This is a genomic window from Amycolatopsis sp. FU40, from assembly GCF_021903635.1.
Classification (GTDB): Bacteria; Actinomycetota; Actinomycetes; order Mycobacteriales; family Pseudonocardiaceae; genus Amycolatopsis; species Amycolatopsis dendrobii.
The window spans coordinates 1,615,154-1,641,141 of record NZ_CP091381.1; the positions used below are offsets into that span (position 1 = coordinate 1,615,154).

Here is a 25,988-nt window from a genome sequence, read left to right on the forward strand (position 1 = left end):
AGTGTTCCGTGAAGAAAAGCACCACCGCGGCGGGAGTCCTGGCGCTCGCCGCCGGACTGACGCTGACCGCGTGCGGCGGCCCGAAACCCGCCGCGGGCGCGGGCAACGGGCAGCAGGACGTGACCAAACGCGCCGCGGTCAAGGTGGCCGAGGGGTCGACGGCGAAGGGCGGCGACGTCCACGTCCTGATGTCGTCGGATTTCCAGACCCTCGACCCGGGCAACAGCAACTACGTCCAGACCGCCAACGTCGGCCAGCTGTACTACCGCACGCTGACCATGGCGAAGGAGACCTCCGGCACACCGCCGACGATCGTGCCCGACCTGGCGACCGACCTCGGCAAGGCGTCGGCGGACGGTCTCACCTGGACCTACACCCTCCGCCAGGGCCTCAAGTACGAGGACGGCACGCCGATCACCGCGCAGGACGTCAAGTACGGCGTCGAGCGCACCTACGCACGCGACGTCTACACCCAGGCCCCGCAGGAACTCGACTCCGCGCTGACCGACGACGGCTACCAAGGCCCGTACAAGGGCGGCGACTTCAAGGCGATCGACACCCCGGACGACCACACAGTCGTCTTCCATCTGAAGCAGCCGTTCGCCGAGTTCCCCGCGCTGGTGTCGCGGTCGAACACCGCGCCGGTGCCGCGGGCGAAGGACACCAAGCTCGACTACACCAACCACCCGGTGTCGAGCGGTCCGTACAAGATCGCGTCCTACGACCGCGGCCGCGGCCTGAAGCTGGTCCGCAACCCGAACTGGGACCCGGCGACCGACCCGAACCGCCCGGCGCTGCCCGACACCTTCACGTTCACGCTGTCGACCGCGCAGGCGACGATCAGCCAGCAGTTGCTTTCCGACGCGGACCCGACGGCGCTCACGCTGGACACCCAGGGCGCGCTGCAGCCGTCGGACATCGCGAAACTGTCCGCCTCGGACATCTCCAAGCGCACCGCCGCCGGTCTGCTCGGCTGCACCGACGTGCTGAACTTCAACACGACGACGATCACCGACCCGGACGTCCGCAAGGCGTTCGCGCTGGCGCTGGACCGCAACGCGATCCTGCTCCAGTACGGCGGCGAGCGGTTCGGCAACATCCCGCAGTCGTATATCAACGACGCGCAGAAAGGATATGTCGAACAGCACACCGCACTGGACCCGAAGGGGCAGCCGAAGCTCGGCGAGGCCAAGAAGCTGTTGCAGGGCAAGAACTATCCTAAGTCGCTGGTGTACGGGTACGCCGAGGCGTCGGCTAAGTACAAGGGGGTCGGCACCGTCCTGCAGCAGAACCTGAAGGCGCTGGGCGTCGACGTGCAGCTGCGCCCGATCCCGACCGCGAACTACTACACCGTCCTCGCCGGCGACCAGATGCCGGACATCGCGCGGTCCGGCTGGTGCGGCGGCGCGGACAGCGCGTCGGTGCGCTTCACGGTCGACCCGAACGTCGGCCCGAGCCTCGACGGCAAGACCTACGGCTTCTCCAACATCCCGCGGTACTACGACGCCAAGCTGTCGGGCGAGCTGTACCGGCTGCGCGGGCAGAACGGGTCCGCCGACGAGCTCGGCCGCAAGTGGGCGACCGCGATGGATCAGATCATGCAGCAGTACCCGCTCGTGCCGCTGGTGCGCAACTACACCTACAGCGTGGTCGGTTCGAAGGTGCGCAACGCGCAGGTCGGCTACTTCTTCGGGTCGATCGATCTGTCGGCCGTCGGCATCGGGCAGTAGCACCCCAGCGAGTACTCCAGCGAGCACTCGAGCGACGAGAGAGGATTCCCCGGCGATGCGGTGTCCACAGTGGACCAGGCGGGTGCGGACGTGATTGGATTCCTGGCGCGGCGCGTGGCCGCGATGATCGTGCTGCTGGTCGTGATCAGCTTCGTCACGTTCGCGCTGTTCCAGATCGGCCCGGCCGACCCGGCCGCCGCCGCGTGCGGGCAGGAGTGCACGCCGGAGCGGATCGACCAGGCGCGGATCGCGCTGGGCATGGACAAGCCGTTCTTCGTGCAGTACCTGGACTACCTGTCCGGCTTCGTGCACAGCCGCACGATCGGCGCGCCCGGCGCGTTGACGGTGTGCGCGTGGCCGTGTCTCGGCAAGTCGTTCCAGACCAACGAAGCGGTGACGGACGTGCTCGCCCGGGCGCTGCCGTACACGGTGTCGATCGCGGTCGGTGCGGTTCTGCTGTGGACGGTCGCCGGGGTGTCGCTGGGTCTTCTCGCGGCGCTGCGCAAGGGGCGGGCGACCGACAAGCTCATTGTCGGCGCCGCCTCGGGCGGGGTGTCGCTGCCGATCCCGGTGACCGGTTTGCTGCTGCTGCTCGTGTTCGTGAGCACGCTGCACCTGCTTCCGTTCACCAGCAACGAGATCTCGTCGCCGTTCGGCCCGGCCGGACCGCTCGGCTGGTTCGGCAACTACCTGCTGCCGTGGGTGGCGCTGGCGCTGCTGTTCAGCGCGCAGTACATCCGGATCACCCGGACCACGATGCTGGAGACCTTCGGCGAGGACTTCATGCGCACGGCGAGGGCGATGGGACTGCCGCGCCGGCGCGTCGTGTTCAAGCACGGCGTGCGGGCGGGCATCACCCCGATCGTCACCATGCTCGGCCTCGACATCGGCAGCCTCCTGGGCGGCGCGGTGCTGACCGAGCAGATCTTCTCCGTGCCGGGCGTCGGGTTCACCGCGGTGCACGCGGCGCAGTCCGGCGATCTGCCGGTGACGATGGCCATCACCATGATGGCCGCGTTCTTCATCATCGTGGCCAACGTGGTCGTCGACCTGTGCTACGCGGTGATCGACCCCCGAGTGAGAGTCTGAGGGCACGTGTCTGCAACCGAAACGCCGCTGCTGGCGGTCCGCGACCTGCGCGTCAGCTTCCCGACCGACGACGGCGTCGTGCACGCGGTCAACGGGATGGACCTGACGCTGGGCAAGGGCGAGACGATCGGGCTGGTCGGGGAGTCCGGGTCCGGCAAAACCGTGACCAGCCAGGCGCTGCTGGGCCTGTTCAAGGGCACGCCCGCGACGGTGACCGGCGAGATCCTGCTCGACGGGACCGATCTGAACACCCTCGCCGAGCCCGCGATGCTGGCCTGTCGGGGCAAGAAGATCTCGATGATCTTCCAGGACCCGCTGTCGGCGATGCATCCGTTCTACCCCGTCGGCTCGCAGATCGCCGAGGTGTACCGGACGCACAACCGCGTGTCGCGCAAGGCGGCCGCCGAGGTGGCCGTCGACATGCTGGGCCGCGTCGGCATCCCCGACCCTCGCCGGCGCGCGGCCGGATACCCGCACGAGTTCTCCGGCGGGATGCGGCAGCGGGCGATGATCGCGATGGCGCTCGTGTGCGAGCCGGAGCTGCTCGTCGCGGACGAACCGACGACGGCGCTGGACGTGACCGTGCAGGCGCAGATCCTCGACCTGATCGGCGAGCTGCAGGCCGAGACGGGCACCGCGGTGATCATGGTGACGCACGATCTCGGCGTGGTGGCGCAGGTATGTCACCGGGTCGCGGTGATGTACGGCGGGATGTGCATGGAGGTCGCGTCCGTCGACGACCTGTTCGCCGCGCCCGGCCACCCCTACACGCAGGGCTTGCTCGCGTCGATGCCGTCGCTGGCCGGGGAAACCGGACGGCTGCGGCCGATCCCGGGCTTCCCGCCCGCGCTGCTCGACCTCCCGCCCGGCTGCCTGTTCGCCGACCGGTGTCCTCAAGCGTCGTCGGTGGCCGACGGCCGGTGCCGGACCGAGGTGCCGTTGCTGTCCGGCTCCGGGCATCTGTCGCGGTGCCATCTCGGGGAGGCGGCGTGACCGAGCTGCTGGAGGTCCGGGACCTCGTGAAGCACTTCCCGGTGCGCGCCGGGCTGTTCCGTTCGACGGGCGCGCTGAAGGCCGTCGACGGGATCAGCTTCTCGATCGGAGTCGGGCAGACGCTCGGCCTGGTCGGCGAATCCGGCTGCGGCAAGTCCACGACCGGCAGGCTGGTGATGCGCCTGCTCGACCCGACCTCCGGGAGCATCCGGCTGGCCGGCGAGGAAATCGGCACCCTGCGCGGCGCCGCGCTGCAGGAATACCGGCGGCGGGTGCAGATCGTCTTCCAAAACCCCGCCTCAGCGCTGAACCCGCGCCAGTCGGTCGGCGCCGCCATCGCCGCGCCGCTGCTCGCACAAGGCATCGCGCCGCCCGGCGGGGCGAAGGCGCGGGTGCGGGATCTGATGGACCGGGTGGGCCTGCGGCCGGACCACTACAACCGGTTCCCGCACGAGTTCTCCGGCGGGCAGAAACAGCGCGTCGGCATCGCGCGGGCGCTCGCGCTGGACCCGCAGCTGATCGTGTGCGACGAGCCGGTGTCCGCTTTGGACGTTTCGGTGCAGGCGCAGGTGATCAACCTGCTGCAGGACATCCAGCAGGAGACCGGGGTGGCGTATCTGTTCATTTCGCACGATCTGTCCGTGGTGCGCCACTTCGCCGACCGCGTCGCGGTGATGTACCTGGGGCACATGGCCGAACAGGGCACGACCGCGGACGTCTTCGCCGCTCCCCGGCATCCCTACACCCGGGCGCTGCTCTCGGCCGTCCCTTCGCCAGGCGCGGACCGCGCTCACCGGATCCGTTTGGCCGGTGATCTGCCGAGCCCTTCGGACCCGCCGAGCGGCTGCGTCTTCCGCACGCGATGCCCGGTTTACGCGGCACTGGGGGAGCCGCGGCAGCGGTTGTGCCGAGACGAGGCGCCCGCTCCCGCTTCGGGCGCGGCCTGCCACCACGTCGAGGCGGCGAACGCAGTGCTGGCTTCCGCCGGATGAGGAACGGTTTCCCCGGCTTTTCCGGCCGGGGAAACCTTTTTCGCTCAGTTCGTATGCGAGATTTCGATGTAGTGCTTTCCGTTCATGGGAATGCACTCGGCGCCGTCGACCGTGGGGTCTGGTGGCAGGGCGCGCAGTGCGTGGACACAGTCGTCCGGGGTTTCGTATGGCCCTTTGTACTCGCGGTGGCTGGCGAATGCGGTGCCGCTCAGCAACAGGGCGCCGCCGGTGGCAGCGAGGCAAACGGCAGCCGTGGCCACGATCTTCCGCATGTGTGATCCCTCCGGTTCCGGCGGTCGCGCTGACCGCCTCATCACGATCGCTACCCTCGCCGAAGCGCGGCGAACCAGCCCTTGCCTGATCGGCTAAAAGGATTTGATCGAACGGGCACCGGGCGCAACCCCTTGCCGGAACGGCAAGTTTCCGTGCCTTCGCCGGGCCGGGCTGGCGAAACTGACCGCATGATCACCGCATCCCAGCTGGTGCCTCGCTCTGTCGCGGCGCTTGCCCTGACCCTCTTGCTCACGATCGGCAGCGTCGCCTGCTCCGCCCCTCCTGCCGAGCCTTACGCCGCCGCCACCCAGAACGATCCCGCGTTCCAGAGCACCTTCCGGCACGAATTCGCCGACGTCGACGGGGTCCGCATGCACTACGTCACCGGCGGCAGCGGCAGCCCTGTCGTCCTGATCCACGGCTGGCCCCAGACCTGGTACGGCTGGTGGCCGGTCATGCCGGAGCTCGCGAAACACCACACCGTGTACGCGATCGACCTTCCCGGCTTGGGCGACAGCACCGGTTCGCCGAGCGGATACGACAAAGCCACCCTGGCGCGGTATGTGCACACGCTGGTTGCTTCGCGGCTCAAGGTGCGGAACGCCGCCGTCGTCGGACACGATTTCGGTGCTGCGGTGGCATTCCAGTACGCGAGCCAGTTTCCTGGCGACACCGCGCGTCTCGGCTATTTCGATCTGCCGCTTCCCGGGCCGGCGATCAATGCTGCCGCTTACCGGACGTTGAGCTGGCATATCGCTTTCCACTCCCAGCGCCGCGTTCCCGAGGCGGTGGTCGGCGACGACGTGCGGGAATACCTCGCGCTGTTCTATCCCCAGGTTTCCTTCGGCGGGACGGCTTTCGGCGGAACTTCGGAGCGATCGCCGTTCTCCGACGCGGAAGTCAGTGAGTACGCCCGGACCTATAGCCGTCCTGCGGTGCTGTCCGGCGGTTTTGAGCTTTATCGGACGCTGGACAAGGATGTCCGCGACACGGCGGCGGCCGCGCCGGTGAAAGTGCCGACGTTGCTGCTGACCGCCCAGGGGCAACTCGACGCCATCCGGGGCACGGTGGCTCCGCGGATGACTGACATCGTCCAGGCGGCGGATGTGCCGCACGCCGGGCATTGGCTGGTGGAGGAGAACCCGCAGTTCGTGGCGGGGGAGCTGGAGCGATTCCTGAACGGCTGACCGGCGGCGGTCGATCGACCGGACGGCCTATGTCTAAAGCAGACACTGGCCACTCCCGGGCCGAACCAGGCCGGGTGGCCGAACCGGACAGATCGCCGTTCGACTCTGCAAGGAGGATTGGCGTGAAAGATTGTCTCGACGGGTGGGCATGGTGCTGGCGGCTCTCGCCCTCGGCTTGTTCGGCCTGACGCCGTCGGCCAGTGCGACCACCGGCGACCTCGGCGGCATGATGCTCGCCGAGTACTGCCAGGCGATGCACTTCGACGGTGCGGTGGACTCCCGCAACGGGCAGTCCAATCCCTGGTTCTGCTACCGGAACAATCCCCGGACCTTGGTTCCGCTCGACCTGTTCGGCGCCTGCCATTGGCAGTTCTTCGACTTGGCCGGCGCCGGGTTCAAGGTCACCTGCCTTGGCCCCGGCGGCCGCTGCTGGGCCCTCAACGCGACCGACTACTCCTCGCCGAGCGATCTGAGCGCGCTCCCGGGTTACTGCCGGTCCCTCGGCTACCGGGACGTCCACCTGGCGTACCGCAACGTCGCCGGGTGGCGCTGCGTCGGCTACGACAACGTCGTGCATCCGCTCGACCTGCACGCTGCGTGCCGCTGGGCGAACTCGGGCCTGGTGGCGCGGGGATACAGCCTCGTGTCGTACTTCAACCACTACGGCGACACCTTCAAGATCCGGTGCCTGTCCATGAAACACACCTAGCCGGGTGCTGAGCGCGCATTCCCGGGCCGTCGGAAACGGCCCGGGAATGCGCTGTTCACAGTCAGGCTCCGGAGACCGCGACCACGCCGGTCATCGTGCCCAGGTAGGCGTGGTCGCCGGACAACGTGGGAGAGGCGAAATGCGGAAGAGCGCCGACGTCCAGCTGAGCCAGCACTGTCCCGTCAGCCGGTGACAGCGCGTACAGCACGCCATCGTTCCAGTCCACCACCCACACCGCGCCGCCGCCGATGGTCGGCGAGCCGTTCGCTGTCCCGTCGGCATGCCAAGCCACGGTAGGCGTTCCGTCCGCGGCGATGCGGACCGCGCGCGGGCCGTCGTTGCACGGCAGGTACGCGGTGTCGCCCTTGGTCGAGCTGCCGCCGAAGGACTGGCAGATCTCCGCCTTGGCCTGCTGCCCGCCGATTCCGCCGAGATTGTCGTGGTGCAGCACGTATCCGGTGCCCCGTTTGCCGACCGCGATGACGTGGTCGCCGAGCAGGGTCGGGCTGGACGAACCGAGATCGAGGTCTTGCGCGTTGTCGTCGGCCCACGTGTCCGGGGCGAACAGATCCACCCGTTGCAGCGTGGGCGACAGGGCCAGCACGGAATCGCTGTCGTCGTAGCCCGTGGTGGACTCGCCGTTGCCGACCGCGTAGAGCAGCCGCTGCCCGTCGACGACACCGCCGCCTGGCGCCCAGATCCCGGCTTCCCTGGTGGTCGGCACGCTGTAACTGAGCGGGTCGGACCCCGCGGTGGTCGCCGACACCACCGAACCGATGTAGTTCGCGCAGTCCCCGGCCAGCCCGCCGTACGCCACGTAAACCCGGTCTCCGAACACGGTCAGCGCCGCTCGCTGCTGGTGCGCCAGCCGGTCGCCTTTAGGCGGTTCCAGCTCCGTGCGCACTTCCACCGCGCCGGTATTGACATTGACCCCGACCAGCACGTGCTGCCCGCCGGTGAGCTCGGCCAGCGCGAAAACCCGTGACGTGGCCTGGTCGTAGGCCATGGTGCCGGTGATGCCGAGCGGGTCGATGTTCCCGCACGGCAGCTCCGCTCTTCTCGCCGGCTCGCCGATGTGCGCCGACCAGCGGACCGCGCCGGTTGCCGGGTCCAGCGCGTAGACGGTGTCGTTCTCCGTGGCAGCCAGGACCTGACCGCCGACCACCAGCGGCTGGCCGTAAACGGCACCGTCCAAAGTGGCCTGCCAGGCCGTGCCGAGGGTGCCCAGCGGAGCGAGGTCGGCCGCTTCGCCGGTGCGCGCGTTGTCGTGGTGATAGGTCGGCCAATCGCCCGAAGCGAGCTGCTGCCGGGAATGACCGTCGGCCGCCGAGGCCGGTGCCGGCGGACCGGCGCCGAGGACGACGACCGCGATCGCGAACACGGTGCGGAGGCAATTCCTGTTCATGAGGTATCACTCCTGGTCGCTGATTAGCGACTCCCCGTATCGCAGTATCCAGCCGCGCTCCGGGTCGCGATACCTCCGAACGGCAGAACACGCGGTCGCAGCCGTCTTGTTCCGGGGCGTGGTTGCCTTGTGTGGCACCGTCTCGCATTCGGTTGTCTTAGCCCCTGCCGATCGCGACGATGTGCCGCGGATTCCGGAAAGCGTCCGCAGCGGGACGGGTTTTCCTGATCCAGCGCCATCGGACGGTTACGATGTCGCGCGCATGATCGGCAAGGACGCGGCCGCTGCGATGCCGCCGACTCAGCCGAGGCCGTCCGGCGGAGCTGAGCCTGGGGTCCAGCCCTGCTGGATGATCCGTCCCAGCTCGTCCAGATGCGGCCGGGCCTCCCGCGCCGCTCCGGCGTCGGCGGTGTCGAAGAGCCGCTCCAGTTCCAGCAGTGCGGCCCGTGCCTTCCGCACCGGCTCGTCCGAACCCGCCCACGGCTCGCTCCACTGGCCGGAGCCCTCGCGGCTCGCCGCGGACCGGAAGATCAGCTCCTCTACCGTATCCGCGGCCAGATCGAGTCGCGCCGACCAAGACTCCAGCAACCCGACGTACCTCTCGTAAACAGCCGGCCGCCACTCGTCGATCATCAAGCGGAGGCCGGTGTGCGTCGCGAACCAGCGGCCTACGACGGCGTCCAGGATCGGGGCGCCGACCCGGTCCGCGGACAGCTTGGCGGTGACGAACCTCAGGTACTTGGTGCCGAAAGCGACTCCCAGGTAGCGCAACGGTTTGTCCGCGAGCGCGCGGAACGCCGCCAGGCCGCCGTGGTCGCGGGCGACGACGGCCGCCTCCGCCAGCCGCTCGGCCGCGGCCGGATTCTCGGTCAGGACGCGGGCGGTGCGCCAAGGGCCGTAGCCGACTCGTCCGTAACCCCAGATCATCGCGGCCAGGAAAGCCCGTTCGGCGCCTTCCGGGGTCGTCGCGTGCGCGGCCTGGCTGGTGACTTCCGCCCGGTCGACGCGTTCGGGCAGGGCGTCGAGGAAGTCCCGCTGGCCGGGGAAATACCTGCGCCAGGCAGCACGGGACCAGCGGATCGGCGGCTGGGCCGCCCCGCCCTGCGCCTGCCATCGCCGGATGGCGTCGGTCAGCGCGGCCGGGACCGGCAGTTCGCCCGAAGCGTCTGTCATACGACCCCCTTGCGTAGATGACCGTGGTACCGCACAGCAATCCATCAGATCACTGGACCTCCGCCGCACGATCCGCGATGGAGCAAGCAGAAGGCTTGGAACAGCGCTGATCCAAGATTCGGCGCTCGGGTGAAACCCAGACCCTCTCCGCCGATCAGGTCTAGACATCCGATGGATTCCCGACTTACGCTCCCGGCCGTCACCGTTCGGTCACGGATCCGACAGGAGGACCGCCGTGTCGATTCCCGCGAGCCTGGCGCTTGCCGCGGTACTGGCGGCCGGGGGAACGCCTGCTCCCGCCGCGGCGGACACAACCGCCTGCCATGGACCGATCCGTCCGGCGGCGATTCAGGCCGTGCGGTCGTGCGACGGCATGGACCGGATCCTCGCCAAAGCCGCCGCGACCGTGCCGCGGTCTGGGCAGATCGCCTGGCAGCAGCGGCCGGTCACCGCGTTCACGCACTTCGGCATGAACACTTTCACCGACCGGGAATGGGGTTCCGGCGCGGAGAAAGAGTCGACGTTCGCGCCTGCCGCGGTCGACACCGACCAGTGGATGCGGTCGATGAAGGCGGCTGGCGTGACGCAGGTGATGCTGACCGCGAAGCACCACGACGGGTTCGTCCTTTATCCGACGCGCTACACGAACCATTCCGTCGTCGCGAGCCCGTGGTGGGTCACGCCCGGGTGCTCCGACGCCGCGGTGACGAAGGCTCGTGCGGCGGCGCAGGACGGGAGGGCGCAGGATCCGTCCGCGTATTGGCAGGTCCGCGCCGCGGGGTGTGCCAATCCGCGTGGCGACATCCTGCGCGACTACGTCGATTCCGCCCGGAAAGCCGGGCTGAAAGTCGGTGTGTACCTGTCGCCCGCGGACGGCGCTGAGTTGCCCGGGCAGTTCTTCGCGGACCAGGTGAAACGGGTCGAGGCGAAGGTCGCCGCCGGGCAGCCGCTGAGCATCGAGGAACAAGCGACTTACGACGACCGTGCCAGCATCCCCGCCGGTCAAGGGCGGTACGGCACGGGCAGCGCGGCGAAGGCCCGGACGATCCCGTCGCTGGTCCCGAACGACGACCGCGCCGCGGCGCTCGCCGATGGGAAACTGCCGAAGTTCACCGTCACCGAGGACGATTACAACACCTACTACCTCAACCAGATCTACGAGCTGTTCACCCAGTACGGTCCCATCGACGAACTGTGGCTGGACGGCGCGAATCCCTGGCGCGGCAACGGAATCAGCGAAACCTACGATTTCCCGACCTGGTTCCGGATGATCCACGCGCTCTCGCCGGACACGGTCACGTTCGCCGGTCCGGCGGGCGTCCGCTGGGTCGGCAACGAGCGCGGCCAAGCTCGCGAGACCGAGTGGAGCGCGCTGCCGACCACGGGAGATCCGAACACCGCGCACAATGAGGAGTTGTTCGTCGGCGGCGCGGAGGGTGCCGACCTCGGGTCGCGGCAGGTGCTCGCCGACCCGTCCGTGCGATATCTGGAATGGGCGCCGGCCGAGGCTGACGTATCAATCCGTCCGGGCTGGTTCTACCACCCGGACGAACAACCGAAGACATCCGCGCAGCTCGTCGACCTCTACCGCGCTTCGGTCGGACGCAATGCCTCGCTCCTGCTGAACGTTCCCCCTGGTCCGGACGGCCGGGTCGCTCCGGCGGATGCCGCCGCGCTGGCGTCCTTCGGGCAGGCGATCGCGAGGACGCAGGCCGGGAACCTCGCCGCTGGTGCGCGAGGGCTGGACGCGGTGACGGATTCCTCGCTCACCACGTCGTGGTCGCCGCCGCGGGGTGCGCTCGCCGGGACGATGGACGTCGTGCTGCCGAAGGCGGTCGCCTTCGACCAGATCCGGCTGGGGGAGGACATCACCCGCGGTCAGCACGTCGAAGGTGCGACTGTGCAGGCCGAAGCAGACGGTTCCTGGCGCACGATCGCGACCGTCACCACGGTCGGAGCCAACCGTCTCGTCACCCTCCCGTCGCCGGTCACCGCTCGCCACCTGCGCGTGGTCGTCACGCAGTCGCGAGCGACGCCGTACCTGGCTACCTTCGCGTTGTACCGCACTGTCCCCGCCGCCTGAGAGGAAGTCATGACTCTACGCCGCAGAGTTTGGCTCGCCGCTGTCGTCGCGACGAGTGCTCTGACCATCGTCCAACCGGCTGCTGCCGAGCCGGGTCCGGTACCGGTGGTTTCCCCGACGCCGCAACAGATCAACCGCGATTCCGCCGATGTGCCGCTGCCGTCCTCGGTGGTGCTGGTCACGAACGGCACCACGGACGGCGCGGCCAAGGATCTCCTGATTTCCCTGCTGAAACAGCATGGAGTCAAGAAGATCAGCGCGGGTCCGCAGCGCGGGCTGGTCATCCGGCTCATCAACAGCAGTGACGCGCCGGCGCAGGCGGAGGGCTACTCGCTCGCTGTGCGGCGTGAGGGCGTGACAATCAGCGGTCGCGACGGTGCCGGACAATACTATGGCGTGCAGACCTTGCGGCAGCTGTTTGTCCGAAAGGGACAGAGCTGGGCATTGAGCGGTGCCGCGGTACGAGACTGGCCGAACATGGCGCTGCGCGGGTCGATCGAAGGCTTCTACGGCCCACCGTGGACGAACGACGACCGGGTGCGGCAGATCAAGTTCCTCGGCGAGACCAAAGCGAACACCTACGTTTACAGCGCGAAAGACGACGCGTATCTGCGTGCACAGTGGCGGGATCCGTATCCGCAGCGGGAGTTGGACGCGCTCGGCCAGCTTGTGCGCAGAGCGAACGCGAACCACGTCGACTTCACCTACGCGCTGTCGCCCGGTGTCTCGATCTGTTTCTCTTCGCCTCAGGATATCGCTGCGGTAAAAGCGAAATTCCAAGCGGTGTACGACCTCGGCGTGCGCTCGTTCTCGTTGCCGTTCGACGACATCTCGTACACCAAGTGGAATTGCACTGGCGACCAGGCGGCGTTCGGCGCGCCCGGCCAAGCCGCCGCGGGCAAGGCGCAGGTCTCGTTGCTGAACGAGATCACCAAGAACTTCGTGAAGACGCACGACGGCGTCCGTCCATTGCAGACGGTTCCGACGGAGTACAGCGACCTCAAGGATTCGCCGTACAAGACGCAGTTGCGAGAGAACCTTGACCCGTCCGTAGTCGTACAGTGGACCGGAACCGCGGTGGTGCCGCCGAGCGTGACGAACGACGAAGCGCAGCAGGTGTCCACTGTGTACGGACGAAAAGTGTTCCTCTGGGACAACTACCCGGTCAACGATTACGAGCAGTCCGCCGGACGGCTGCTGCTCGCCCCGTACGCGCAGCGCGAAGCGGGGCTGTCCAAATATCTCAACGGGATCGTCTCGAATCCGATGAACCAGGAAGCGGCCAGCGAGGTCGCCGAGTTCGGCGTCGCCGACTTCTCCTGGAACGACGCGGGCTACTCGCCGGAGCGCTCGTGGCCGCAGGCGCTGGCCCGGCTCGCGGGCGGCGACCAACGCGCGACCGCGGCGCTGAAGGTGTTCGCGGACCTCGAACACCTGGCTCCCGTCTTCGGGCCCACGCCGTGGCAGTCCCAAGCGCCGGTTCTCGCGGCCCGGGTCGCCGATTTCTGGCAGCACTGGAACGCTGGTGACCACCGTGCCCTGGACAAACTGCGCTCGTACGCCGAACAGATCCGCAACGCTCCGACCGTCATCCGGGGCGGGCAGGTGCAGAACGCGTTCGTCAGCGAGGCAGGCCCGTGGCTGGACGCGACCGCGCTGTGGGGCGACGCGATGGTGACCCGGTTGGACGCATTGGCCGCAGCCGCCCGTGACGACGACGCCACGGCACAGCGCCTGACCGCGGCCGCGGACGCGCTGGTCAAACGGGCGGAAGCGGTGAAGACGGGCAACAGCAACCGGTGGGGCGTGCGGCAGGCGCTCGTCGGCGACGGCGTGCTCGACGCGTTCCTCGTCCAGGTCCGCGCGGCGACGGTCGGATGAGCGGGGGAGGGATGGACGTGAGCAGGAGGAGTTTCCTCGGCGGCGCGGCCGCGATCGCCGCGAGCACGGTGTTCGCCGGACCGGCGGGCGCGGCGGGCCGGCGCGGGCTGAGTGTGTCCGGCGACCAGTTCTTGCTGGACGGCAAGCCGTTCCAGATCGTTTCCGGCGCGATCCACTATTTCCGGCTGCGTCCGGACCAGTGGCGTGACCGTCTGTCGCGGCTCAAAGCGCTGGGACTCAACACCGTCGAAACCTATGTAGCCTGGAATTTCCACCAGCCGACGCCCGGCCGGGCCGATTTCCGCGGCGATCGCGATCTCGCCGCGTTCATCCGGTTGGCCGGAGACCTCGGTTTCCAGGTCATCGTCCGCCCGAGCCCGTACATCTGCGCGGAATGGGAATTCGGCGGCCTGCCCGCGTGGCTGCTCGCGGACCGGAACATGGAACTGCGCTGCGCCGATCCGGCTTACCTCAAGGCCGTCGACGCGTGGTACGACCAGCTGATCCCGCAGCTGGCGCCCCTGGAGGCACAACACGGCGGCCCGATCGTGGCCGTGCAGATCGAAAACGAATACGGCAGCTACGGCAACGACACGAGCTATCTCGCGCACTTGCGGGACAGTCTGCGTGCACGCGGAATAACCAGCCTCCTCTTCGTCGCCGACGGTGCTTCCGAATTCTTCATGCGCTTCGGAGAGTTGCCGGGAACCTTGGAAGTCGGCACCGGCGACGGCGACCCGGCGCCGAGCATCGCCGCGCTGAAAGCCTTCCGCCCCGGAGCGCCGGTCATGATGGCCGAATACTGGGACGGCTGGTTCGACCATTGGGGCGAGCCGCACCACACCACCGATCCCCGGCAAACGGCCGCCCACATCGATCAACTGCTCGCGACGGGAGCGTCTGTCAATCTGTACATGGCCTGCGGCGGCACCAACTACGGCTTCACTGCCGGAGCCAACACCTCTGGGCTGACCTATCAGCCCACTGTGACCAGCTACGACTACGATTCCCCGGTCGGCGAGGCAGGCGACGTCGGCGCGAAGTTCACCGCGCTGCAGTCGGTGATCGCCAAGTACACCAAGCAACCAGTCGTCCCGGCGCCCGCTCGCTCGCCGCGCCTGCCCGCCCAATCGGTCACTCCGGACGGCTCGGTGTCCCTGATGGACTCTCTGCCCGCACTGTCCACAGTGGTCCGCTCGGCGCAACCGGTCTCGATGGAACGACTAGGCCAGTCAACCGGACTGATCCACTACCGCACGACCGTGCAGGGCCCGCATTCCGGCCCGCTGAGCATCCACGGCCTGGCGGACCGGGCACTGGTGTTCGCCGACGGGGTGCAGCTGGGAATTCTGGACCGCGGCCGTCCGGACGCGACGCTCGAGCTGAAACTGGAGAAACCGCGGACCCGCCTGGACATCCTGGTCGACACCATGGGCCGGGTGAACTACGGCCCGTACCTGGCCGATCGCAAGGGCATCGACGGCTGGGTCGCGATGAACACCCAGCAGAAACTGTTCGGCTGGGAGATCCGCCCGCTGCCCCTGGACGACCTGTCCCGCCTGCGGTTCTCTGCCGCCCCGCCGGGCGTTGGCCCGGCCTTCCACCGCGCGATCGCAACGGTCGGCGAACCGGCGGACGGTTTCCTCGCCCTGCCCGGCTGGGAGAAAGGCGTGGTGTGGCTGAACGGCTTCAACCTGGGCCGGTACTGGAAGATCGGGCCGCAGAAGACGCTGTACGCGCCGAAGTCGTTGTGGCGGAAGGGGAAGAACGAACTGGTGGTGTTGGAAATGCACCAACCGGGGCCGGCGATCGAGATCCGTCCGGAGGCAGACCTGGGCTGAGGGGCGAGAAAGGCTTCTTCGCAGTGCCGCCTGCGCTGAAGGTTCCGGGCCGGGCAGATCCTCGCCGCTCGCGGGAATTCTGGATAGTCTGGTGCGGGACTGACAGGGGAGGTCAGGGTGAAGGGGTTCACGACGCCGGACAAGCCGGTGGACATCGCGCAGGTGTTCCCGGAGCTGGCGGGGCTGGAGCGGACCACGGTGCGGCTGCATCCGCGGCAGGACGCGGTGACAGTGCGGGATTCGTCGCTGGGCGGGCCGTTGCTGTGGCCCGCCGAGGAGGCGTGGCCGGTGTGCACGGTCGACCATCCCGACGAGCGGCCGTTGACGAGTCCGGAAGGGAAGCGGCTGCAGCGGCGGCGGGAAGAAATCCTCGAGGAGAAGCGGAACTACGAATACACCGGGCCGCACCCGCTCGACGGCGAGTACGCCGAGCTGGAAACCAGCATCCGCGAGCTGCGCCGCGCGGAGTTCGCCGACGATCCGGCCGCCTCGCTGCCGATGGCGCCGATCGCGCAGTTCTACGCGCGGGACATCCCGGAGCTGCCGTTCCCGGACGGGACCGACGTGTGCCAGGTGCTGTGGTGCCCGACCGACCACGAGCCGCACTACGGGCCGCGGCCGCTGGTGCGGTGGCGGAACTCCGCGGACGTGACCGAGATCCGCGCGGCGACGGAGCCGGACCGCGAGTTCAGCGACGAGGAAAGCCTGCCGTCGCCGTGCCGCATCTGGCCCGAGCGGGTGACGGAGTACCCGCACGCGGACGATCTGCCCTCCGCCGAGCTGCGGGCCCGGATCGCGGAGTGGGAGAAGGGCACGGAGTGGACGTATTACGAGCATCTGTCGGCCGCGCCGGGTTCGAAGGTCGGCGGCTGGATCAGCTGGGTGCAGTACCCGCACTGGCCGGAATGCGGGCGCGGGCATCGCATGGACCACCTGCTGACCGTCTCCTCCACCGAGAGCGGGGGCTGGCAGAGCTGGATGCCGCTCGAGGAGCAGGCGACGACGACCTTCGTGAAACAAGTTTGGTACCAACTGGTCGACGGGGGCTCCTCAGGCACCACGATCGGTCTCGACGAGGAGTTCGACGCCACTGAGATGACCTACTGGGGTGCGGTGGCTCCGGAAACGGTGCGGGAGCGCGTCGTTCCCGAAGACCGCAGCGGGTCCGGCCGATTGGACCTGATGCTGGGCGACGTCGGGGACGTGTACGTCTTCGTGTGCGCGGTCTGCCCGGACCGGCCGGTCGGCGTCGAATTCCAGTGCTGCTGACCGGGGTCACTGCTCTGCGGAGAGGTTTTCGATCGCCCGCTTCCGGCTGTGGTCGAACACGATCGAACTGCGGAACTGCACGACTTCCTTGCGGCTGCTGAGATCCTCGACGAGGAACGTGTGCAGCCGGGAGACGTCCGGGACCGCGACGTGCAGCAGGAAATCGTCGCCGCCGGCGAGCACGAAGACGGCCATCACCTCGGGCATGGCGAGCGCGTCGCGGCGGAAGCGGTCGATGATCGGCTGGCTGAGCGGGCGGATCTGAGCGAACACCATGGCCTGCACGGACCTGCCCAGCGCGGGCAGGTCCACCTCGGCGTGGAATCCGGTCAGCACCTGGCGGGCCTGCAGCCTGCCGATCCGGTCGGAACAGGTCGACGCCGCGACGCCGACGCGCTCGGCCAGGTCGCGCATCGGGATCCGGGCGTCCTGCTGGAGTTCGCGCACGATGAGACTGTCGATCCGATCCAGGTTCGGAAGTTCGCTCATCTGCCGAACATATCACCGTCGTCAGTCCATTGGAGCGGTAGAAGAGGCAGTCTGGCGTCCGTGAGTCGAACAGAGAGTTTCAGCGGGGAAGTACTGCGGGTCGTACGCGGGGACAGGTCGGGGGTCGCGATCGCCGTCGCGATCCATTCGACGGCGCGGGGCCCGGCCATCGGCGGGTGCCGGATCAAGGCGTACCCGTCGTGGCGGGCGGGCGTCGACGACGCGCTGCGGTTGTCGGCGGCGATGACGACGAAGTGTGCGCTGGCCGGACTTCCTTACGGGGGCGGCAAAACCGTGGCGGCGCTGCCCGCGGAGGGAATCGACCCGGCTCGGCGGCCCGGCCTGATCGCGGACATCGCCGAGGCGATCGCCGCGCTGGGCGGGCGGTATCGCACCGGGCCGGACATCGGGTCGACGTCCGAGGACATGGCGGACATCCACCGGCTCGCGCACGGCTGGGCGTTCTGCCGTCCGGAGAACCAGGGCGGCAGCGGAACGTCAAGCGCGGCAACGGCGAGGGGAGTCTTGGCGGCGCTTCAGGCCGGGGTCGCGCCAGGGCCGGTGGCGGGGTTGCGCGTGGGTGTGATCGGGTTCGGCAGCGTCGGACGGCTTATCTGCGAAGCGCTGATCGAGCGGGGCGCCGAGGTGGTCGTGACGGACGTCGAGGACGGGCTCCGGCCGGTCGCGGAACGCCTCGGGGCCTCTTGGACCACGGCGGATCTGGTGCGCGAACCGCTGGACGTGCTCGTGCCTGCCGCGACGGGCGGCTTGCTGACGGTCGAGTCGGCGGCGGCGTGCGGCGCGTCGCTGATCGTGGGACCGGCGAACAACCAGATCGTCGCCGAGGAGGTCGCGACGGTATTGCGGGACAGGGGAATCGCGTGGATTCCGGACGTCGTCGCGAGCGCGGGCGGCATCATTCACGCGGTCGGCCGCGAGGAACTCGGAATGTCCGAGCAGACGGCGAACGCGAAGATCGACGCTATCGGCGATACGGCGAATTCCGTTCTGTCGCTTGCCCGCGAACGGGGTTTGACGACGGCGCGGGCCGCGCGGGAACTGGCGGCGCTCGTCTGAACAAAGCGCACGCCAAGGCTCTGCGAACCTTGGCGTGCGCTTCCGTTTCCGCGGGTCAGTACCAATGCGCGCGGCCGCCGATGCGGCGTCCGGTCCCGCCGAGCACTGCCAGGATCGCGCCGATCACCACCAGGGCGATCCCGATGCTCCACAAAATCTGGATCGAGGTGATGAACCCGATCACGAGCAGAATGACGCCGAGAACAATCACGGGGAGAACCTCGTCTTCCTTCTCACAGTGGGGAAATGTGGCGTGCTCACTCCCGGATACCCTCACTCGGTCGAGTGAAACATGACTGAGGCGGAGAATTCCTGGACGCGCGCTGTGAATCTGTCACCGCATTGATCGGGGAGAAGGAAAGAATTCAGGCAAACGGCGTAAGGGCCCGCGCCTTCGCCACTGTCGCGGGGGAACCGGACGAAGCGGCTGTTTCGCCGCTCACCTGCGTCGGCGCGCCCGGACGGGCATCATGGGTGGAGGCCGGGCCGCCCGCCCGGCGGGAGAGACCGACGACGGGACCGTGCCGATGGACGAGCCGACCGACCCCAGCGCCGATCCGGCGCGCGAGTTCCGCGTCGAGCGGGTGGACCGGCCGCCGGTCGCGGTGCTGGCGGTCTACGGCGAGGTCGACATGGTCACCGCGCCGCTGCTGACCGCCGCGGTCGACGAGGCGCTCGCCGCGACCCCGCCGGTGCTGGTGCTGGACCTCGCCGCGGTGGAATTCCTGGCCTCCGCCGGATTGACCGCGCTGGTGACCATGGCCCAGCACCGGGTGCCCGGAGCCAGCCTGCGGATCGTCGCGTCCGGCCGGGCGACGATGCGGCCCATCCAGCTCACCGGGCTGGAGCAGACCCTGCCGCTGTACCCGACGGTCGAGGCGGCGCTGGCCGGGTCCTGACCGGGGCGTCTCTTTCGGACGGACAGTACGGGTGAACCCGGCCCGAAGAGGGTAACCGGGCGGGGAGAAGACGTTCCGGGGCGGCCGCAAGCGCTGGCGCCACGAGCGGAACAGCCCGTCGAACGGGGAGAACATGCGCATCGGCTACACCTTGATGACTGAACAGACCGGGCCGCGCGAACTGGTCGGCTGCGCGACCGCCGCCGAGCAGGCCGGATTCGACTTCGCCGCCTGCAGCGACCACTATTCGCCGTGGCTGGCCGAACAGGGGCACGCGCCCTACGCGTGGAGCGTGCTCGGCGCGGTGGCACAGGCGACCGAACAGCTCGAACTCATGACCCTCGTGACCTGCCCGACGATGCGGTACCACCCGGTGGTGGTCGCGCAGAAGGCCGCGACGGTGCAGTTGCTGTCCGACGGCCGGTTCACCCTCGGGCTCGGCGCGGGGGAGAACCTGAACGAGCACGTCGTCGGCATGGGCTGGCCGTCGGTGTCGGTGCGGCACGACCGGCTCGCCGAGGCCGTGCAGATCATCGGCGGCCTGTTCGACGGCGGCTCGTTCACTTACACGGGACAGCATTACCGGGCCGACGCGGCCAAGCTGTGGGACCTGTCGCCGACGCGGGTGCCGATCGCGATCGCGGTGTCCGGCCCGAAATCGGTGCAGCGGTTCGCGCCGGTGGCCGACGCGATGGTGGCGGTCGAACCGAAAGCCGAGCTGTGCACGCAATGGGACCACGAGCGGGTCGGGCCGCCGACGCGCAAGATCGGGCAGTTGCCGGTCAGCTGGGACCCCGACCGCGGGGCGGCGATCCGGCGGGCGCACGAGCAGTTCCGGTGGTTCGGCTCGGGCTGGCCGGTGAACGCGGAACTGCCGGGGACGCAAGCGTTCGACGCCGCGACGCAGTACGTGCGCGAGGACGACGTCGCGGCGGGAATTCCGTGCGGTCCGGACGCGGGGCCGATCGTGGACGCGGCGAAGCAGTTCGCGCAGGCCGGGTTCACGGATCTAGCGCTGGTGCAGATCGGCGGGCCGGAGCATCAGCCGGAGTTCATGAAGTTCGCGCAGCAGGAGTTGCTGCCGGCGTTGCGGTAGACGTCCGCAAAGGAAAGCCGGGCCCGGGTGCCGAAGCACCCGGGCCCAGCCGTGCGTCACGGATGCCGCAGCAGTGCCCCGAAGCCGTCGGCGAGGTCGAGCCGTTCGTCCATCACCACGACGTCCGCGCCGACTGCAACCGCCGCGTACGGCAGGGCTTCGTCCGCGCGCCGCCGGGCTGGATCGTCCACTCCGAGCGCGTCCAGCCGGGATGGGGCCACGCCGACCTGAGCCGGTTCCGAACCGGTGTACACGCTGGCCTCGCCGGACTCGCCGACCAGCAACGTCGCCACATTCGCCTCCGCCAGCGCAGCCGTGACGGCCGGCAGCCCGGTGACCGCCAGCGCCGATTCGCGAGCGGCATCGGCACGGAAGCGGTCGGCTAGGTCGTCCAGCTCGCGCAACCGTTGCCCGGTAAGCAATTCGTGCACTGCTCGGTCCAGTTCGGCTCGGCCGGCACCGGAGGCGCGGCTGCCCGCGTCGACCTCCGCGGTGAGCGAGCGGGCCGGTTCGGGCAGGCGCTCGTGCAGTTCGGTGCGGGCCTGGACTTCACCGGCCAGCACGATCGCTCGCGGCCGCACGCGTTCGGCGGTCTTCGCGATGTGGCCGGCGACCTCGGAGAGGTTGTTGTGCGCGGTCTGCTCGGCGTGCGACTGGATGTCGCGGTGTGCCGGACCGCCGCCGCGAACCTTGTGCACCGGGTGCTCCTGCCCGCGCACGGTCTCGGTTTCCACGCTGCCGTCCGGCCGGTGCACCTCGATGTCCGCGCCGGTCCGGTCGACGAGCACCACCAGGTGCGCGGGCGCTTCTTCGAGGTGGCTGACGGTCGGCAGGAAGTACGGGAGTTCGGAGAACCGCGCTTCCTGCGCCGGTGGCGGTGCCGCGAGCCGCCGGTCGAGCACCACGCTGCCGTGTGCGGCGACGACGGTGCGCCCAGCCCGGCCGACCGGAGGCGGGCTTTCCTCCACCGCGCGCAGGACCGCCTCGACGCTCGGCCGGTCCGCGCCCTGTTCCTCAAGCGCGGCCTCGATCTCCTTGAGCCGCAACCGCAATTGCTTGGCCGCGTCCTCGGTGTCGTGCGATTCGTCGAAGTGCACCGAGACGAACGGGCCGTCGGTCAGCAGCCCGCGCAGTTCGTGTGTGTCCATTTCGGATTCTTCCTCCCAATGTTCGGGACAGCCTCACCGGGTCCGCGGCAGCTCGGGAGAGGCGGTGTCCAGCGGAACCGCGCCGGAACGGACCAGTCCCAGCTGGACAGTCTGCCGCCGGCCCGCCTTTTCCAGCGCCCAGTCGGCCGCGGTGCGCAGCCGGTTTCCGGGCAGTGACAGCAGGTGGTAGCCGCGGGTCACCAGGCGAGCGGGAAGGCCGGCCAGCGGCACGTGCAGCGGATTGGCCGCGCCCTGGCCGGACCCGAGGTCGACCGCGAAGCCGAGATCGTGGTGCCGGTACTTGCGCGCGCGGCCGACGCCGAGCGACGCGGCGACGTTGTTCCCGGCGAGTTTCCCTTGCCGCTGCGCGTGTTGAGCGGTCATCGGAGTGGTTTGGCCGGGACGGGTCAGGTCCGGCACCGCCGCCGCGTCACCGCAGGCGAACACGTCGTCGCGGCCCGGCACGTTCAGCTCCGGTGTGACGACCAGCCGGCCCTTCACCGTTTCCAAGCCCAGGTCGGAGACCAGCGGATCGGGGCGGACGCCCACGCACCACACGAGCGTGTGCGTCGGGACGGCGTCGCCAGTGGTCAGCGTCACGCCTTCGATGTCCGCTCGGTCGACCGAGGTCTTCATCCGGACCTCGACGCCGCGCTCGCGCAGCACCCGGTCGGCGGTCGCGCCGAGCCGGGGGTCCAATTCGGGCAGTACGCGTTCGGCGATGTCCAGCAGCAGCCAGCGAATCGGCTGCCCCTTGAGTTCTGGGTGTCGGCGCGCGAGGGCGGCGGTGAATTCCGGGCCCTGCGCCGCGACCTCCGTGCCCGTGTAACCCGCGCCGACGACGACGAACGTGCACCGGGCGTCGCGCTCGGCCTGGTCGTCGGTCGCGGCGGCCAGTTCGATTTGCCGGGTGACATGGTCGCGCAGGTACAGCGCCTCGGGCAGGCCGCGGAAACCGTGCGCGCATTCGGCGACACCGGGGATGGGCAGCAGCTTGTTGACGCTGCCCGCGGCGAGGATCAGCCGGTCGTAGTCCAGCTTCCGCTCGCGGTCTTCCGGGGCGGTGTAGGTCACGGTGCGGGCGTCGAGGTCGACCGACTCGGCGGTGCCGAGCGCCAGCCGCACGCCGCGCAGAGTGTCCGGAATGGACACCGCGACGTGCCGGGGGTCGACGATCCCGCTGGCCACCTCCGGCAGCAGCGGCAGGTACAGGAAATAGTCGGTCGGGTTCAGCACGACGATCTCGGCGCGGTCCCCGAGGGTGCGCAGCAGCTTCTGCGCCGCGTGGTATCCGGCGAACCCGCCGCCGACGATCACGACTCGCATGGGCGGCCTCCTTTCGCTCGACGGGTACCCGGAGCGCGGCCGCGCAATCGCGCCGGTTTCGGCCCGCCGCGCCCCGGGCACCCGGGTCCGGTACCCGCTTGCGAGGAGGAGCGCATGAGCAGCACGATCACCGAAATCGTGGACGTCGACGTCCCGGTGTCGACCGCGTACAACCAGTGGACGCAGTTCGAATCGTTCCCCGAGTTCATGGAAGGCGTGGAGGAGATCCGCCAGCTCGACGCGACGCACACGCACTGGGTCACCCGCTTCGGCGGCGTCGGCAGGGAGTTCGACGCGACCATCACCGAGCAACATCCGGACGAGCGGGTCGCGTGGCGCTCGGATTCCGGGCCGGACCACGCCGGGGTGATCACCTTCCACCGCTTGGGCGACACGAAGACCCGGGTCACCGCGCAGATGGAGATCGACCCCGAGGGAATCGCCGAGAACGCAGCGGACAAGCTCGGCATCCTGGACCGGCGCGTGAAGGGGGACATGCTGCGGTTCAAGCAGTTCATCGAACAGCGCGGACGCGAAACGGGCTCCTGGCGCGGCGACGTCGAACGCCCGGGCTGATTTCCGGTTTTCCCCGCGGTTTCGCGATGCCGTTGCGCATCGCGGAACCGCGCGGGCGCCAACCCCGTTCAATCCCAGTGTCAGAGAGGAGAACAGCATGGCCCGCGTGGCAGTGCTCGTGGACGAAATGACCGAGGACGACGAATTCCTGGTGCCGTGCGAGCGGTTGCGTTCCGCCGGGCACGAGCCGGTGGTGGTCGGCCTGGCGAAGGGCAAGAAGCTCACCGCGTTGCACGGCACCGAAATCACGACCGACCAGGCCGTGGACGACGTGGCCGCGGCGGACTTCGACGCGGTCGTGGTGCCCGGCGGCTATTCCCCGGACAAGATCCGCACCAGCGAGCCGATGGTGGCGCTGGTGCGGGAGACGGCCGCCGCGGGCAAACCGGTCGCGGCCGTCTGCCACGGCCCGTGGCTGCTCGCCGAATCCGGGCTGGCGCGCGGCCGGACGGTGACGTCGTGGCCGTCGTTGCAGACCGACCTGCGCAACGCCGGCGCGGAGTGGGTCGACCGCGAGGTGGTGACGGACGACGGCGTGATCACGTCGCGGAATCCGGATGATCTGCCCGCGTTCTGCGATGCGTTGCTGGAGCGCCTGAAGTAAGCCGAGCCCGGCAGCTGTCCGTGAAGGGCTCCTTGAGGGAATCTGATTCCCTCAAGGAGCCCTTCACGGACCTCAGGACAGCGCGAAGCGGATGCCGAAGTGGTTGAGCGTCGCGGGGAGCCGCCCCGGCTGGAGGTCGGCGGCGGTGCCTCGCGGCGCGAAACCCGCTTGCTGGAGCAGGGAAGCGAGCAGTGTCGAGGCGGTGAAGAGCACGACGTCACGGCCGGGGCACACGCCAGGTCCGGCGCTGAACGGCACGAGCGCGGGATTGGCTTTGGCACGGCCGTCGAGCCAGATGTCCGGGACGAAGGAGTCCGCGTACGGCAACGTTTCCGGGTCGCGGTGGAAGAACGGCGTGTAGATCAGGAACGACGTTCCCGCCGGGCCCCAAGCGGTGTCCTCGGTGCTTTCGCGCAGCAGGGCGGGCGTCGTCGGCCAGAGGCGGATGGACTCCAGGACGCAAGCGCGCAAGTACGGAAGTTGCTGCGGCTTCGAGAGATCCGCTTCCGCGACTTCCCGGCGGGCTTCGGCGAGTTCGTCGGGATGCGTTGCGAGCAAGGCGAGTGTGCGGAGAGTGGCGATCGCGGCGGCGTCGAAGGCGAACAGCCAGTGCGGCACCTGGCCGGTCGGATCGTCCTCCGCCTCCGCTGGTTGTTTCGCCATCGCCGCGCCGAGGCTGCCCGGGCGGTCCAGACCGAGCTGGCGGTCGAGCAAAGACTGGAACTGGCGGCGCTGATCCTCGCGACGCGGGTGCGCGAAGGCCCAGTTCGCGTTGAGCCGCAGCTGGTCCAGCAGATCGGTGACCCGCCGGTCGGCGGTGGTGTCGCCGCCGAGCACGATCTTGCGGATGATCGTCCAGAAGTGCTCGGTGAACTGCGTCGCGTCGAGGTCGGGGAAACCCGAAAGCATTTCGTGCGCTTCGGTGCGGATGGCACCGGTCCACGAACCGGCGAGTTCGTGTGCGGCCCGGCCGGGTTCGAGGACGGTTTCGTTCAGTTTCCGCCGCCGGGCGCGGCGGGCGCCGCCGGAGATCAGGACGCCGTGCGGCTGGAAATGGCGCAGGGCCGCGTCTTTCTCGGTGGTGTCCGGGCTGAACGGGCTTGGCGTGCCTGCCAGCAGCGAGCCGACGTGGTTCGCCTCCAGCACCAGGCGGAACGAGCGGCCGGGGACCGGCAGGTCGAGCGGGCCGGGTCCGTAGCGTTCGCGCAGATCGTGCAGCAGGCGGATCCCTGAGCGGTCGACGTGCAGTTTCTCCGCCGCGGCCATCGCGCGGGGACGGCGTTTGACCAGTCCGATGCCGACGGTGGGGGCGACCACCCGCGCGACGATGCGCCCGGTGTCGCGGACCGACGCCCGCTGCGGGCGGATGTCGGCCGGGGGCAGTTCGGACAAGTCCGGGCTCGCGGTCGCGTGGGTGGTCGCCATGCTGTTCGGGTACCCGGGCCGGTTCGAGCGAAACCTCACGGGGAGCGGAGCGGCCTGGGAGTCCTTTGTGGATGATGGAAAGCGCCAGGTGCGGAACGGTTCCGCGGGCGGACGCGGGGTCCGGATCGTCCACAGTGCCCCTGGCGCGAGGGGGCTCAGGCTGGTCGCGGGCGCCGCGCTGCGGTACGGTCGGTGCAGGAGCGGTTCAGCCCACGTGCCGTCGCCTGACCCCAAGCGGCCCGCTTGATCCGGGTCTGGGGCCGGGCCGCGCGAATCGGCCCGGTCTCGCATGTGCGAGGAGGGCTCAATGCACGAAACGCTTGCTTATCTGCCGGGAGCACCGGCGAGAACCATGGTCACCGCCACCGCGGGTGAAACCGTCGTCGCGGTCTTCGCGGAACTGGACCAGCGCTCCACCGACCGGCTGCGCGACGTCCTCTCCGAGGAGATCGCGCTGGGCCCGCCTGCCCTGGTCGTCGATGTCTCCGGCCTGACATTCTGCTCGGTCAGCGGCCTGGAAGTGCTGATCGAAGCCGCGCGGGGGGCGGAGCTGGCGGGCATCGCGTTCGTCGTGGTCGCCGCCCAGCGCGCCGTCCTGCGGCCGCTGCGCCTGCTCGGGCTCGACCGGGCGCTGCGGGTGGTCGAACGCCTCGCCGACGCCGTTGAAGCGGGCGCCGCTCCGCGGACTCTGCCGGCCGAGGTCGGTTAACACCGTTCGCCCGG

24 protein-coding genes are annotated in these 25,988 nt (G+C 69.3%); 16 read left to right on the forward strand and 8 right to left on the reverse strand.

Annotated features, from left to right (window positions below):
* The first annotated feature begins 8 nt into the window (after positions 1–8).
* From L3Q65_RS08500 to L3Q65_RS08515, 4 genes are read left to right on the forward strand one after another with little or no spacing between them, the layout of a single operon-like run.
* Positions 9–1,730 (forward strand): ABC transporter substrate-binding protein, encoded by a 1,722-nt coding sequence (locus L3Q65_RS08500; RefSeq protein ID WP_237599266.1) that lies wholly within the window; start codon positions 9–11, stop codon positions 1,728–1,730.
* A 60-nt stretch (positions 1,731–1,790) separates the two neighbouring features.
* Positions 1,791–2,819, forward strand: coding sequence for an ABC transporter permease (locus L3Q65_RS08505; RefSeq protein WP_237599267.1), 1,029 nt, complete (start codon positions 1,791–1,793; stop codon positions 2,817–2,819).
* Positions 2,820–2,825: 6 nt separating this feature from the next.
* Positions 2,826–3,812 (forward strand): ABC transporter ATP-binding protein, encoded by a 987-nt coding sequence (locus L3Q65_RS08510; RefSeq protein WP_182895018.1) that lies wholly within the window; start codon positions 2,826–2,828, stop codon positions 3,810–3,812.
* Entirely contained in the window at positions 3,809–4,804 is a 996-nt protein-coding gene (locus L3Q65_RS08515; RefSeq protein WP_237599268.1) for an ABC transporter ATP-binding protein, read from the forward strand. Before L3Q65_RS08510 ends, L3Q65_RS08515 begins: the two co-directional genes overlap by 4 nt.
* Before the next feature lie 44 nt (positions 4,805–4,848).
* On the opposite strand, the gene L3Q65_RS08520 is transcribed toward L3Q65_RS08515, so the two are convergent.
* Positions 4,849–5,076 (reverse strand): hypothetical protein, encoded by a 228-nt coding sequence (locus tag L3Q65_RS08520; protein ID WP_237599269.1) that lies wholly within the window; start codon positions 5,074–5,076, stop codon positions 4,849–4,851.
* 189 nt (positions 5,077–5,265) lie between these two features.
* On the opposite strand from L3Q65_RS08520, the gene L3Q65_RS08525 reads away from it, so the two are divergent.
* Together L3Q65_RS08525 and L3Q65_RS08530 are read left to right on the forward strand one after the other, a co-directional pair.
* A complete protein-coding gene (locus L3Q65_RS08525; protein ID WP_182895021.1) occupies positions 5,266–6,264 on the forward strand; it encodes an alpha/beta fold hydrolase in 999 nt (332 codons plus the stop codon).
* A 148-nt stretch (positions 6,265–6,412) separates the two neighbouring features.
* Positions 6,413–6,973 (forward strand): hypothetical protein, encoded by a 561-nt coding sequence (locus L3Q65_RS08530; protein WP_237600866.1) that lies wholly within the window; start codon positions 6,413–6,415, stop codon positions 6,971–6,973.
* A gap of 61 nt (positions 6,974–7,034) precedes the next feature.
* Here the strand turns inward: L3Q65_RS08530 and L3Q65_RS08535 are convergent, their stop codons facing one another.
* Complete coding sequence (locus tag L3Q65_RS08535; RefSeq protein ID WP_182895024.1) at positions 7,035–8,378, reverse strand: PQQ-binding-like beta-propeller repeat protein; 1,344 nt, start codon at positions 8,376–8,378, stop codon at positions 7,035–7,037.
* Between the two features lie 300 nt (positions 8,379–8,678).
* Entirely contained in the window at positions 8,679–9,551 is an 873-nt protein-coding gene (locus tag L3Q65_RS08540; protein ID WP_182895025.1) for a hypothetical protein, read from the reverse strand.
* 235 nt (positions 9,552–9,786) lie between these two features.
* Here L3Q65_RS08540 and L3Q65_RS08545 point away from each other — a divergent pair, with 235 nt between their 5' ends.
* The 4 genes from L3Q65_RS08545 (at position 9,787) to L3Q65_RS08560 (ending at position 16,625) form a co-directional block, all read left to right on the forward strand.
* Positions 9,787–11,634: an alpha-L-fucosidase gene (locus L3Q65_RS08545; protein WP_237599270.1), complete on the forward strand. Its 1,848-nt coding sequence runs from the start codon at positions 9,787–9,789 to the stop codon at positions 11,632–11,634.
* Between the two features lie 9 nt (positions 11,635–11,643).
* Positions 11,644–13,515, forward strand: coding sequence for a beta-N-acetylglucosaminidase domain-containing protein (locus L3Q65_RS08550; protein ID WP_237599271.1), 1,872 nt, complete (start codon positions 11,644–11,646; stop codon positions 13,513–13,515).
* An 11-nt stretch (positions 13,516–13,526) separates the two neighbouring features.
* Positions 13,527–15,356, forward strand: coding sequence for a beta-galactosidase (locus L3Q65_RS08555; RefSeq protein ID WP_237599272.1), 1,830 nt, complete (start codon positions 13,527–13,529; stop codon positions 15,354–15,356).
* A 117-nt stretch (positions 15,357–15,473) separates the two neighbouring features.
* Complete coding sequence (locus L3Q65_RS08560) at positions 15,474–16,625, forward strand: hypothetical protein (protein ID WP_237599273.1); 1,152 nt, start codon at positions 15,474–15,476, stop codon at positions 16,623–16,625.
* 6 nt (positions 16,626–16,631) lie between these two features.
* On the opposite strand, the gene L3Q65_RS08565 is transcribed toward L3Q65_RS08560, so the two are convergent.
* On the reverse strand, positions 16,632–17,114 hold the full coding sequence (locus tag L3Q65_RS08565; protein ID WP_182895029.1) for an Lrp/AsnC family transcriptional regulator: 483 nt from the start codon (positions 17,112–17,114) through the stop codon (positions 16,632–16,634).
* Positions 17,115–17,174: 60 nt separating this feature from the next.
* On the opposite strand from L3Q65_RS08565, the gene L3Q65_RS08570 reads away from it, so the two are divergent.
* Positions 17,175–18,191 carry a Glu/Leu/Phe/Val dehydrogenase gene (locus L3Q65_RS08570; RefSeq protein WP_182895030.1) on the forward strand — a complete coding sequence of 339 codons (1,017 nt, stop codon included), beginning with the start codon at positions 17,175–17,177 and terminating at the stop codon, positions 18,189–18,191.
* Between the two features lie 55 nt (positions 18,192–18,246).
* Here the strand turns inward: L3Q65_RS08570 and L3Q65_RS08575 are convergent, their stop codons facing one another.
* Positions 18,247–18,402: a hypothetical protein gene (locus L3Q65_RS08575; RefSeq protein WP_086024889.1), complete on the reverse strand. Its 156-nt coding sequence runs from the start codon at positions 18,400–18,402 to the stop codon at positions 18,247–18,249.
* A 259-nt stretch (positions 18,403–18,661) separates the two neighbouring features.
* Between L3Q65_RS08575 and L3Q65_RS08580 the strand changes: the two genes are divergently transcribed.
* Together L3Q65_RS08580 and L3Q65_RS08585 are read left to right on the forward strand one after the other, a co-directional pair.
* On the forward strand, positions 18,662–19,090 hold the full coding sequence (locus tag L3Q65_RS08580; RefSeq protein WP_237599274.1) for an STAS domain-containing protein: 429 nt from the start codon (positions 18,662–18,664) through the stop codon (positions 19,088–19,090).
* Positions 19,091–19,223: 133 nt separating this feature from the next.
* Positions 19,224–20,186: a TIGR03557 family F420-dependent LLM class oxidoreductase gene (locus tag L3Q65_RS08585; RefSeq protein WP_182895031.1), complete on the forward strand. Its 963-nt coding sequence runs from the start codon at positions 19,224–19,226 to the stop codon at positions 20,184–20,186.
* Between the two features lie 56 nt (positions 20,187–20,242).
* On the opposite strand, the gene L3Q65_RS08590 is transcribed toward L3Q65_RS08585, so the two are convergent.
* Together L3Q65_RS08590 and L3Q65_RS08595 are read right to left on the reverse strand one after the other, a co-directional pair.
* Positions 20,243–21,334: a Vms1/Ankzf1 family peptidyl-tRNA hydrolase gene (locus L3Q65_RS08590; RefSeq protein WP_237599275.1), complete on the reverse strand. Its 1,092-nt coding sequence runs from the start codon at positions 21,332–21,334 to the stop codon at positions 20,243–20,245.
* Between the two features lie 33 nt (positions 21,335–21,367).
* Positions 21,368–22,660, reverse strand: coding sequence for an NAD(P)/FAD-dependent oxidoreductase (locus L3Q65_RS08595; protein ID WP_237599276.1), 1,293 nt, complete (start codon positions 22,658–22,660; stop codon positions 21,368–21,370).
* 114 nt (positions 22,661–22,774) lie between these two features.
* Here L3Q65_RS08595 and L3Q65_RS08600 point away from each other — a divergent pair, with 114 nt between their 5' ends.
* Together L3Q65_RS08600 and L3Q65_RS08605 are read left to right on the forward strand one after the other, a co-directional pair.
* The gene (locus L3Q65_RS08600; protein ID WP_182895034.1) at positions 22,775–23,236 is read left to right on the forward strand and encodes an SRPBCC family protein; all 462 of its coding nucleotides are present in this window, start codon (positions 22,775–22,777) and stop codon (positions 23,234–23,236) included.
* Positions 23,237–23,333: 97 nt separating this feature from the next.
* Positions 23,334–23,840 (forward strand): type 1 glutamine amidotransferase domain-containing protein, encoded by a 507-nt coding sequence (locus L3Q65_RS08605; RefSeq protein WP_182895035.1) that lies wholly within the window; start codon positions 23,334–23,336, stop codon positions 23,838–23,840.
* Between the two features lie 72 nt (positions 23,841–23,912).
* Here L3Q65_RS08605 and L3Q65_RS08610 read toward each other — a convergent pair whose 3' ends face one another.
* Positions 23,913–25,265 (reverse strand): cytochrome P450, encoded by a 1,353-nt coding sequence (locus L3Q65_RS08610; RefSeq protein ID WP_237599277.1) that lies wholly within the window; start codon positions 25,263–25,265, stop codon positions 23,913–23,915.
* Positions 25,266–25,572: 307 nt separating this feature from the next.
* Between L3Q65_RS08610 and L3Q65_RS08615 the strand changes: the two genes are divergently transcribed.
* Positions 25,573–25,974 (forward strand): STAS domain-containing protein, encoded by a 402-nt coding sequence (locus L3Q65_RS08615; RefSeq protein ID WP_237599278.1) that lies wholly within the window; start codon positions 25,573–25,575, stop codon positions 25,972–25,974.
* Positions 25,975–25,988 lie beyond the last annotated feature (14 nt).